General features: G+C 62.6%; 9 protein-coding genes. 6 read left to right on the top strand and 3 right to left on the bottom strand.

The window, feature by feature from the left end:
- The first annotated feature begins 50 nt into the window (after positions 1-50).
- From CWE01_RS04515 to CWE01_RS04490, 6 genes are all read left to right on the top strand, one after another.
- On the top strand, positions 51-1,019 hold the full coding sequence (locus tag CWE01_RS04515; RefSeq protein ID WP_100939334.1) for an ABC transporter substrate-binding protein: 969 nt from the start codon (positions 51-53) through the stop codon (positions 1,017-1,019).
- A 29-nt stretch (positions 1,020-1,048) separates the two neighbouring features.
- Positions 1,049-2,395 carry an LLM class flavin-dependent oxidoreductase gene (locus CWE01_RS04510; protein WP_100939333.1) on the top strand — a complete coding sequence of 449 codons (1,347 nt, stop codon included), beginning with the start codon at positions 1,049-1,051 and terminating at the stop codon, positions 2,393-2,395.
- Positions 2,396-2,397: 2 nt separating this feature from the next.
- Positions 2,398-3,402, top strand: a complete 1,005-nt coding sequence (locus CWE01_RS04505) for an ABC transporter substrate-binding protein (protein WP_100939332.1) — start codon at positions 2,398-2,400, stop codon at positions 3,400-3,402.
- Positions 3,403-3,429: 27 nt separating this feature from the next.
- The gene (locus CWE01_RS04500; RefSeq protein WP_100939331.1) at positions 3,430-4,617 is read left to right on the top strand and encodes an acyl-CoA dehydrogenase family protein; all 1,188 of its coding nucleotides are present in this window, start codon (positions 3,430-3,432) and stop codon (positions 4,615-4,617) included.
- Positions 4,614-5,573, top strand: coding sequence for a D-isomer specific 2-hydroxyacid dehydrogenase family protein (locus CWE01_RS04495; protein ID WP_100939330.1), 960 nt, complete (start codon positions 4,614-4,616; stop codon positions 5,571-5,573). The genes CWE01_RS04500 and CWE01_RS04495 overlap by 4 nt, the downstream gene beginning before the upstream one ends.
- A 414-nt stretch (positions 5,574-5,987) precedes the next feature.
- On the top strand, positions 5,988-8,120 hold the full coding sequence (locus tag CWE01_RS04490; protein WP_100939329.1) for a TonB-dependent receptor: 2,133 nt from the start codon (positions 5,988-5,990) through the stop codon (positions 8,118-8,120).
- Between the two features lie 54 nt (positions 8,121-8,174).
- Here the strand turns inward: CWE01_RS04490 and CWE01_RS04485 are convergent, their stop codons facing one another.
- Genes CWE01_RS04485 through CWE01_RS04475 form a run of 3 tightly spaced genes read right to left on the bottom strand, consistent with a single transcriptional unit; the run spans position 8,175 to position 11,186 of the window.
- Positions 8,175-8,609 (bottom strand): RidA family protein, encoded by a 435-nt coding sequence (locus CWE01_RS04485; RefSeq protein WP_100939328.1) that lies wholly within the window; start codon positions 8,607-8,609, stop codon positions 8,175-8,177.
- 23 nt (positions 8,610-8,632) lie between these two features.
- Positions 8,633-10,216, bottom strand: coding sequence for an FAD-dependent oxidoreductase (locus CWE01_RS04480; RefSeq protein ID WP_100939327.1), 1,584 nt, complete (start codon positions 10,214-10,216; stop codon positions 8,633-8,635).
- A gap of 22 nt (positions 10,217-10,238) precedes the next feature.
- Positions 10,239-11,186, bottom strand: a complete 948-nt coding sequence (locus CWE01_RS04475; RefSeq protein ID WP_100939326.1) for an ABC transporter substrate-binding protein — start codon at positions 11,184-11,186, stop codon at positions 10,239-10,241.
- Positions 11,187-11,204: the final 18 nt, after the last annotated feature.

Below are 11,204 nucleotides of genomic sequence, written 5' to 3'. Positions count from 1 at the left end.
TCCAGGCGGAGGTGACACGAAACATCAAGCTTCGCCTGGAGCACGCTGTCATGCGCTTTACCCAACCGTTCAAACACCTGCTGCTCGCCAGCGCCCTCACGTTCGGCGCGGCCAGCCACGCCGCCGACCTGCAACCGCTGTTGGTGGCCAATCAAAAGTCGACGATCAAAGTGCTGCTGGAGGTCTCCGGCGAACTTGCCGACGTGCCCTACGAGATCCAGTTTTCCGAGTTCCCCGCCGCAGCCCCACTGGGTGAAGCGCTGAATGCCGGGGCCGTGGATATCGGCGCCTTGGGGGATGCGCCCTATGTCTTCGCCCTCGGTGCCGGCGCGCCGCTGAAGGTGGTGAGCATCATCCACGCCGAGGGGCGCTACACCACGGCCATACTCGCGCCGAAGGATTCGCCGCTGACCACTGCCGCCGACCTCAAGGGCAAGCGCATCGTCACCACCCGCGGCTCCATCGGCCACTTCCTGGCGATCAAGGCGCTGCGCAGCGTCGGCCTGACCACCCAGGACGTGCAATTCATTTACCTGCTGCCCAGCGAGTCGCGCCTGCTGCTGGACAACGGCAGCGCCGACGCCTGGGCGACCTGGGATCCCTACACCACCATCGCCACCACCCAAAGCCAGGCCAAGGTCCTGGTCAGTGGTGACAGCCTGCTGACCAACCACTTGTACCTCGCGGCCACCAGCCAGGCCATCGCCGGCAAGCGCCAGCAACTGGACGACTTCGTCGCCCGGGTCGACCGGGCCTATCGCTGGAGCAATGCCCATCCCGACGCGTATGCCGCCGCCCTGGCCAAGGTCACCGGCCTGCCCCTGGCCGTGCATATCGCCGTGGCCAAGGCCACCCATATGCAACCGGTGGCGATCGATGACGCAGTGATCAGCGGCCTGCAAACCACCGCCGACATCTACCAGGAAGAGGGACTGCTCACCCGACATATCGACGTATCCCAAGGCTTCGACAAGAGCTTCAACGCCAAGCGTGCCCCACTGACCCAGGCTTCCCGATAGACAGCCGTCCCGATAAAAGGAGTGAGAACATGAGCAAACGCCAACTGAAACTCGGTGCGATGGTCCATGGCGTCGGCCATGGCTGGGGCGAATGGCGCCATCCACAGGCCCAACCCAACGCCAGCGTCAACTTCGGTTTCTACAAACAGCAGACACAACTCGCGGAAGGCGCGAAGTTCGATTTCGTGTTCATCGCCGACAGCCTGCATATCCATGAGAAATCCAGCCCCCATTACCTCAACCGCTTCGAACCGCTGACCATCCTTTCCGCCCTGGCGGCGCTGACGTCGCACATCGGCCTGGTGGCGACCGTGACCGTCAGCTACACCGAACCCTTCCAGGTGGCGCGCCAGTTTGCCTCCCTGGACCATATCAGTGGCGGCCGCGCGGGCTGGAACGTAGTGACCTCCTGGCTCAGCGGCACCGCCGACAACTTCGGCAAGGCCGAGCACCCGCCCCATGCCGTGCGCTATCGCATCGCCAAGGAGCACGTGGAAGTGGTCAAGGGCCTGTGGGACTCCTGGGAGGACGACGCCTTCGCCTATAACAAGCAGAGCGGCGAATTCTTCACCCCGGGCAAGCTGCATGCCCTGGAACACAAGGGTGAGTTTTTCTCGGTCAAGGGCCCGCTGAACATCGCCCGTTCCCGCCAGGGCCAACCGGTGATTTTCCAGGCCGGCACCTCCGAGGCCGGACGTAACTTTGCCGCCGAGAATGCCGATGCTATTTTTGTCCACGCCGAGAGCCTCGACGAAGCCCGTGTCTATGCCCAGGACCTGAAAAAGCGCGCCCGTGGTTTTGGCCGCGATGCCGATCAGCTGTCGATCCTGCCGGGCATCCGGCCGATTGTCGGGCGCGATGAAGCCGAAGTGGAAAGCCGCTATCGACAAGCCGTGGAACTGGTGACCGTCGAGGACGCCATCGTCGCCCTGGGCCGCCCCTTCAACGACCATGATTTCAGCCAATATCCGCTGGACGCGCCGTTCCCCGAATTGGGCGACCTGGGCTCCAACAGCCAGAAAGGCGGCTCTGACCGCATCAAACAGCTGGCCCGGAACGAAGGCCTGACCTTGCGGGAAGTGGCGCTGCGCTTTTCGCGCCCCAAACGTGATTTCGTCGGCACCCCGGAGCAGGTCGCCGACGCGATCCAGACCTGGTTCGAAGCGGGCGCGGCCGACGGTTTCATTATCAACTCGCTACTGCCGGATGGCTTGCAGTCCTTCACCGAACAGGTCGTGCCCGTGTTGCAGCAACGTGGTCTGTTTCGCAGCGAATACAGCGGCGTCACCCTGCGCGACAACCTCGGCCTGGATGTTCCGGCCAATCGCCATAGCCTCGCCCTTGAATCCGAAGCGCAACAGGAGGCACTGGCCTGACCATGATGAACACGATCATCCAGGGACAGCTCAATCGTCGCGGTTTCCTGACCGCCAGCTCCGTAGCCTTGGCCGCACTGGGGTTGTCGACCCTGGTGCCACGGGCGCTGGGGGCCACGGCAAAACTCTCGGAGCTGACCCTCGCCGTCGCCACCTACCGTGGCCAGGACTCCTACTTCACCGACGATGCCGGCACCGCCAATACCCCCTACAAAGTCGACTATTCCGAATTTGCCGGCGGCAACCTGATCGTCGAGGCCTTGGCCTCGGGCAGCCTGGACATTGGTGGCATGAGTGAAATCCCGCCGATTTTCTCGATCCAGAGCCATCGCGAACCCAAGCTGATCGCCGTCCTTCAAGGTGATGTGAACAACCAGGTGATCCTGATCCCCAAGGATTCGAAGCTGGAATCCGTCGAGCAACTGAAGGGCAAGCGGGTCGGCTATGTGCGCTCCACCACGTCCCACTACTTTTTGATCAAGGCCCTGAAGGAACAAGGGCTGACCTTGAACGACATCACCGCCGTGGCGCTCACCCCGCAAGATGGTTTCAGCGCGTTCCAGAGTGGCCAGCTGGATGCCTGGGTGATCTACGGCGTGTTTATCCAATTGGCGAAATTTCGCAGTGGCGCCCGGGTGCTGAAAACCGCCCTGGGCTACCTCTCGGGCAACTACTTGATCGCTGCCCGCCCCGCCGCCCTGGAAGACCCGCTGCGCAAACAGGCGATCCAGGATTACCTGCAGCGCGAGGCGCGCACCCTGGAGTGGATGAACAACAACCCCGAGCCCTGGGCCGCAAAATCGGCGCAGTTGCTGGGGGTGGATAAAGCGGTGTTCCTCGACATGTACAACAGCCGCAGCCAGCCCTACAAGCTGATCGAAGTGAATGAACCCGCCATCGCTTCGCAACAGGAAGTGGCTGATCTGTTTTTCAACGCCGGGGTCTTGAGTGAGCGGTTGGACGTCAGCCCGCTGTGGGATCGGCAGTTCAAGTTGCTGCCGATATAAACACTATTTTGATCGAGTGCACCGACCATGAGTCTTTCTTCTCAACAACCGGCGCTGTTGCGCTCGGTGGCAACGGCCAATTTCGAAGCGCTGCTGGAACGCATCAGCAGCCAGCTGGCCGCCACCGCGCATCTTTACGACGAAAGCGGCGCCTTCCCCCACGACAATTTCAAACTGCTGCACGAGCACGGCCTGGTGGCCCTGACCGTGCCCAAGGCCCTGGGCGGTGGCGGCGCCAACCTGGCCCAGGCGCGCAAAGCCATCAGCGCCATCGCCAAGGGCGAACCTTCCACCGCCCTGATCCTGGTGATGCAGTACCTGCAACACACCCGTTTGCAGGACAGCAAAACCTGGCCCCCGGCCTTGCGTGTGCAAGTGGCCGAGGACGCGGTGAACCACGGAGCCCTGATCAACGCCTTGCGTGTCGAACCCGACCTCGGCACACCGGCCCGCGGCGGCCTGCCGGCGACCATCGCGCGCCGCACTTCCACCGGCTGGCGGATCAGCGGGCGCAAGATCTACTCCACCGGCAGTCATGGCCTGACCTGGTTCAGCGTCTGGGCCCGCAGCACCGATGAAGACCCGCTGGTCGGTGCCTGGCTGGTGCACAAGGACACGCCCGGCATCAGCATCATCGAGGATTGGGACCATCTGGGCATGCGCGCCACCTGCAGCCACGAGGTGGTCTTTGACAATGTCCTGGTGCCGCTGGATCACGCCGTCAGCGTCAGCCCGTGGAGCGCACCGCAAGTCGAGCTGGATGGCGACGGCTTCCTGTGGATGTCGGTTTTGCTTTCGTCGGTCTACGATGCCGTTGCCCAAGCGGCTCGGGACTGGCTGGTGGACTGGCTGGAACAACGCAAGCCCGCCAACCTTGGCGCGGCACTTTCAACCCTGCCGCGCTTCCAGGAAACCGTCGGGCATATCGACACCTTGCTGTTCGCCAACCGCAGCCTGCTCGATGCCGCGGCGGAGGGACACACGCCCGTGAGTAACGCCGCGCAACTGAAATTCCTGGTCACCGGCAATGCCATCCGCGCCGTCGAACTGGCCATCGAGGCCTCCGGCAATCCCGGCCTGTCACGCCACAACCCCTTGCAACGGCATTACCGCGATGTGCTGTGCAGTCGCGTTCACACACCGCAGAACGACGCCGTGTTGCAAGGCGTCGGCAAAGCGGTCTTCGCCCAGCGCCAGCAAAAGGAGCGCCCATGAGCCAGCTTGTGATTGCCAGCCAACTGGATGAAGACTTCAACGAGGTGATCCGCCAGCGCCTTGCGCAAACGCACCCCGGGGCCCGCGTCATCGGCGTCCCCACCGGAGTGCCCAGCGACCTGGCGCCTGAGGTCAGTATCCTGCTGGCGCGGCCGATCAATGTGCGCGGCTACCTGGCGCCGGACATCCCGCCGCCGGGCTGGCCCTATGGCTTGAAATGGATTCAGGTGGTGTCTTCCGGTATCGACTTCTACCCCCAGTGGTTGTTCAACGGTCCGCCGGTGAGCACTTCGCGGGGCAGTGCCGCCGAGAATATCGCCGAGTTCGCCCTGGCCGCGATCTTCGCCGCCGCCAAGCGTTTGCCGGACATCTGGGTGCATGACTCACAATGGAATTTCAGGGCCCTGACACCGCTCAAAGGGACCACCCTGGGAATCCTCGGCTTTGGTGCCATCGGCCGCAGCCTGGCGGCCAAGGCCCACGCCCTGGGCATCAATGTGCTGGCGTTGCGTCAGAGCCAGACGCCGTTCGAGGTTGCAGGCGTCGAGGCCGCACGGGATATCCATGACCTGTTTGCCCGCACCGATCACCTGGTGCTGGCGGCCCCGTTGACCAGCGCAACCCGGCATATCGTCAATAGTGCCGTGCTCGCCGGCGCCAAGCCCGGCCTGCATCTGATCAACATCGCCCGCGGTGGCCTGCTCGACCATGGGGCGTTGCTTGAAGCCCTGGAGAGCGGAACGATCGGCCTCGCCTCGCTGGACGTCACCGAGCCCGAACCGCTGCCGGACGGGCACCCGCTTTATTCCCATCCACGGGTTCGTTTGTCACCCCATACCTCGGCGATTTCCAGCAACAGTCGCCATGAAATTGCCGACAGCTTCCTGGCCAATCTCGAACGTTTCCTCAACGGTTTGGCTCCGGAGAATCTGGCGAACGTACAACGCGGGTATTAGGGACTACCGATCGATTGCCATCGCGGGCAAGCCACCCTCCCACAGGCCAAGGAGCACTTGTGGGAGCGCGGCTTGCCCGCGATTACGTTTTTCTCCCCTCAAAACAACATCAAAATTACGCATCAAAAATTAATATTTAATGTTTATTTTTTATAATTAACTTATAGCTAATCGGACTTTTACAGCCACGACTTATACAAATATTGTTACAACCATCACCGACCCCGACCAGGTGGAGGCCCACGGAACTGCACGTTTTTCCGGCCGACACCACTCCACGGTCAACTGCCACAGCCAAACCTGAAACCGACTCGAACCACCGCCGCCATGGCTTTCGGAGCATGGCCCCGGCAACGCTTTGCCCAAAAAAACATAACGACACCGACACTGTTTTCTACATACCTGGGGTTCACCATGCACAACACCTTCAATTCAAACCGTCTGGCGCTGGCCGTATCCTTGGCCCTGTTCGGATTGTCGGCCCATGCCGACGAAGACACCAAGGAGGGTGCCCTCCCCGTTGTCACGGTCACGGCCGAACACCACGCCGAGGACTTGCAAAAGACCCCGCTGGCGATCTCCGCGTTCGACGAAAAGGCCCTTGAAGACAAGCAGATCAAAAGTGTCCGCGACCTTTCCGGGCAAGTGCCGAACCTGAGCCTGAGCCGCCAGTCGATCTCCTACAGTGCGCAGACCTACGGCATTCGCGGCATCGGCGAGACCGACCCGATCCAGGAGTCCGCCGTCGCGGTCTACGCCGATGACCTGTATATCCCGCGGGCGATTTCCTCGATGCTCGACTTCAACGACGTCGAGCGCGTCGAAGTGCTGCGCGGCCCCCAGGGCACGCTCTATGGCCGTAACAGCAGCGCGGGGGCGATCCGCGTGATCACCCGCGATCCGACCCAGGAAACCCGGGGATTCTTCGAGCTCGGCGCCGGCAACTACGACGCGCAGAACGCACGCCTGCTGATCAGCGGCCCGCTGGTGGACAACGCCTTGTTCGGGAGTTTTTCGGCGATTCGCCTGACCCGGGACGGCACCGTCTCCGACCCGACCCGCGGCAAGGACGTGAACGACATCGATATCCAGTCCTACCGCGGCAAGCTGCGCTTCAATCCCATCGATTCGCCGTGGGATGTGCAACTGACCCTGGCCGGTACCTTCGACCGTGGCGACACCACCAGCTACACCCCCTTTGATGCCAACGGCCACTTCGACAAATTCACCAGCTACAGCAGCCTCGACCCGAAGAACCGTCTCGATCAGGGCAGTTCGGTACTGCGCGCCATCTATACGATCGACGACCACTTGAACTTCAAATCGGTGACCGCCTATTCCGCGTTCAACCAGCCCGTGGACTATGACAACTCGGGACAGGCCGCGCTGATTCAGGAAAACCTGATCACCTACAATCAGAACTATGGCACCCAGGAATTCCAGCTCAACGGCGACTACGACGATTTCAGCTTCAGCACCGGTCTGTACCTGTACCGTGAAAAGTTCGAAGCCGACCGCGACAGCCTGACCTACTCGATTGCGCGCAACCAGGTGATCGGCCAGGGCCAATACAGCACAACCGACACCGAAAGCTACGCCTTGTATGGCCAGGGCAGCTACAAGATCACGCCCCGACTGTCGTTGATCGCCGGGCTGCGATCTACCCATGAGCACAAGAACTTCGACTACACCAACTACGCCATCAATACCAACCGGCAGATCACCGGCACCAACTTCACCGCCAATGTGAGCCAGTCCTGGCAATCCACCAGCCCGAAACTCGGCTTCGAATACGCCTGGACAGCGCATCTGAATCAGTACGCCTACGTCGCCAAAGGCTTCAAGGCCGGCGGCTACGACAACCGCGCACCAACCCTGGCCGCCGCCGAACAGGCCTTCTCACCGGAGGACGTCACCACCTGGGAAACCGGCTTCAAAGGCGACTTCTTCGACCAACGCCTGCGGGCCAACGTCGCCCTGTTCTACAACGACTACAAGGACCTGCAGACCAACGCCTACGACCCGGCGCTGGGCGTGAGCCTGCGGACCAACGTCGGTCGGGCCCACACCTACGGCGTCGAGCTGGAAACCCTGACCGCGCTGAGCAGCGACCTGCAACTGACCGCCAACCTCGGCTACCTGCAAAGCAAGTACGACGACTTCGAAAATGCCGGCGGCGCCGGCGTCGATGCCAACGGCAAGCAACTGGTGTATTCGCCACGCTGGAACGCCAGCGTCGGTCTCAACTACACCATCCCGATCGGCCTGCCCGGCACCTTGCAGGCCGGCACCGACGCGCAGTTCCAGACCAAGTCCTACGCCAACGCGCTGAACGACGACATCCAGGAAATCCCGACCCAAACCTTCTGGAACGCCCACACCAGCTACGTCACCGGCGACGGTCACTGGACCACCACGCTGTCGGTGAAGAACCTGCTGGACCGGGCCTATCCGCAATCGGTCGGGTATGTGCCGTCCAGTGGCGCCCGCTACTACTCGATCAACGATCCGCGAACCGTGTTGCTGTCGGTGCGCTACGATCTCTGACCGCTGATCACGCTCCAGTGATCAGCGCTTTCAACCGGATGACAGGACGAGCGATCAGGCCGTCCTGGCTGCTATCGCCTCGACTTCCACCAGGGCGCCGGGCAATGGCAGGGCCACCACTTGCAAGGCCGTACGCGCCGGCTTGTTGGGCTGCTCGGCCGTACCGAAAAACTGCGTATACCCGGCCTGCAGCCCGGTAAAGTCGAGCTTGCCGCCCGTCTCCTCGGCGCCTACCAGGAACACCCGCAACTGCACGATATCCCCCAGGTCCAGATCTTGTTGCTGGAGGATCCTGCGCAGCTTGTTGAACACGGAAACGGTCTGCACTTCGGTATTGCCATAGGCCGCCGGAGTACCCGCCGGGGCTTGCGGGTCAGCGAGATCCGGCAAGGTGCCACTGACGAACACCAGGCTGGCGGAGGCCGGCACGGTCACGGTTTGCGAGATGGGGAAATCGCCGACGCTGGTACGTTGAATGTTGTTGCTCATCTTGTTGCTCCTTCGATGAATGCTTATGACGCGGCCAGGGCCGCTGTCTGTCGCTGCTGGATAATTCGCTCGGCCAACTGCCCGACCACATGGCGCGCCGAATTGGCGGCCGACTCCTGCCAGATGCCGACACCGCTTTGCACCAGACCGTCGCCGGCGAAATACACCCGGCCATGGGGTTCTTCCAGCAGGGCGCTGGCCTCGGCGGGAAAGTGTTCGCGTTGCAGCCAAGGACCTTCGCTGTAGGGGATCTGCTCCCAGGACACCGCCAGCGGGTGACGCAGTTGCCGGGAGTACCCCGGATGCAGCAGCTCAACCGCCTCCCTGGAGGTCGCGTACTGCACATCGAAGGGTTGCTTGCCGAAGGCATCGGCACCAGGACCAGTGACATAGCCGGCCACCAACAGTCCCTCGCGGGTGTTCAGGTCGTTGCTGGGGTACCACAGCACGCGCGCCGGGTGTTCGATCCAGGACAATCCGCCGTAGGTGCGGTAATCGGTTTCCCAGAAGCGCGGGGATTGCCAGGCCACCTTGGTCGCCTGGTCGCTGCGGGTGCTGAGCAGCGCAGCCTTCACCGGATCGCTGAAGTCGGTGTCCAGCCTGGCCAGCAGCGGCAGCGGCAAGGTCGAGACCAGATAGTCGGCACGCACCACCTGTTCGCGGCCACTGTGCTGATCGTGATAGGTCACCGCCACACCGTCCGCAAGCTGACGAATACGGCGCACCCGGGCACCCAGTTGCACCTGTTCGCTCAGGCGCTGGTAGAAGGCATCGGTAATGCGATCCATCCCGCCCACCGGCTGGAACATGGTGGCCGAGAACTCGGGAAACTCGGTGTGCAGCAACGCCCCCCAGAGTTCCGGATGCAGCAGCCGCTCCAGGGCCACCGGGGTCGGGCGAGCGGGCAATGCCCCGGGATGCCGGGGCGATTCGAGGTGACCGGAGCGAATGCTGCCTTCGAAAGCCAGCTCCTGTGACAAATCGCCATAGACCTGCAGGAACGCCAGCAAGCGGCTACGCTCCTCGGCGCTCAACACATCGTCCAGGGCATCGCGGCGCACCGCCGTGGCCAACAACCCCGACAGATGCCCACGGGCATCGTTGACCGCCTGGCCGACGCTGAACGCCGGCTGTTGCAGGTCCGGGCGCACCTGAGCACCATGGCTGCTGTTGACCAATACCTCCAGTGGTACGCCCAGTTCACTGCAGTAATCGAGCAAGGTCCGATGTTGACTGGGGATTCGCGCGGGACCTGCGTTGAAATACAGGCCCGGGTCAAAGGCCACGGTCTGCGTGCGTCCATCCTTGTAGTCGACCCGATCACCGTTGCGCAGGGTCCAGGTACGGCCACCCACACGGTCACGGGCTTCCAGCACTTGCACCTTGAACCCGGCCCGGGTCAGCTCCAGGGCGGTCACCAGCCCGGCAATCCCGGCGCCGAGCACCAGTACACGGGCGCCCTGCCCCAGATCCTTTTGCAGTTTCAAGGGTTGCGGCTGCCGGTGCGAAGACGGCCCCAACCCCAATACGGCGAGCGCATCCCTGACCGCTTTCTCGCCCCCCACGGCAGCGATGCTGGAAAGCGCTTCACGTCGAGTCAGTCCCATGTTCGTTACTCCCTTGAAGACTTCAATCCGGCAAACCGGGTGGGTTGATCAGTGATTTGTCGATGCGCTCCACATCCAGGCCCCAACGCTGGAGCACCTGTTCGTATTGGCCCCCGGCAATCGCCCCTTCAAGGGCGGTATGGATCGGTTGGACCAGCCCGTTGTCCTTGCGGGTGGTCACGGCGATATCGGCCCGCAGTGGCCAGCCACCGTTGACGATGCCCACCAACTTGATGCCGCCGGTGATTGCAGCCGAATAGGCAAACACTGAATTGGGGCCAAACAGGGCGTCGCTGCGTCCCGACTGCACCGCCAGTTGCGCCGCGGCCTGATCATCGAAGTACTGCAACAGCGCCGGTGCAATACCGGCTTTTTCGTTGGCCTCGTTCCAGGCCAGCAGGACTTTTTCCTGATTGGTGCCGGAGCCGACGATGATCTTCAGCCCGGCGATGTCCCGGGCTTCCTTGAGGGAGGTGATCTTGCTGGTGGTCTTGACGTAGAAGCCCAGGACATCCTGGCGATAGGTCGCGAAGTCGAAGCGCTTCTTACGGGCCTCGGTCACGGTCACGTTGCTGATCACCGCGTCGTATTTGCCCGAACTGACGCCCAGGGGCCAATCCTCCCAACTGGTCTGCACCACGTTCAATTGCAGGCCCAGGCTGTCGGCCACCAACTGCGCGGTATCGGCTTCGCTGCCGATGGTGGTTTTATCGTCATTGGCCAGCAGCGCCAGGGGCGGCCCGGCCACCCCCGACACGGCCACGGTGAACTTGCCGGGCTGGGCGAACTTGAAGCCCGGGGGGATTTGCGCGATGGCCGCCTCGTTACGCGGGGCGCGGATGCGCTGGCGGTCGGGGCTCAGATCAACCTTTTGCACGGCCGCTACACCGCTGCTTTCAGCAGCCAGTACCGGCAGGCCGAGGCTGACGGCAAGCGCCAGCAAGGTCACACGGGCAGTCTTTATCAACATGGGCAGTGACTCCTTTAA

This window comes from Pseudomonas sp. QS1027, assembly GCF_002814235.1.
Lineage (GTDB): Bacteria > Pseudomonadota > Gammaproteobacteria > Pseudomonadales > Pseudomonadaceae > Aquipseudomonas.
Note: the sequence above shows the minus strand (reverse complement) of the source record. Positions and strands in the feature narration are given on the sequence as shown.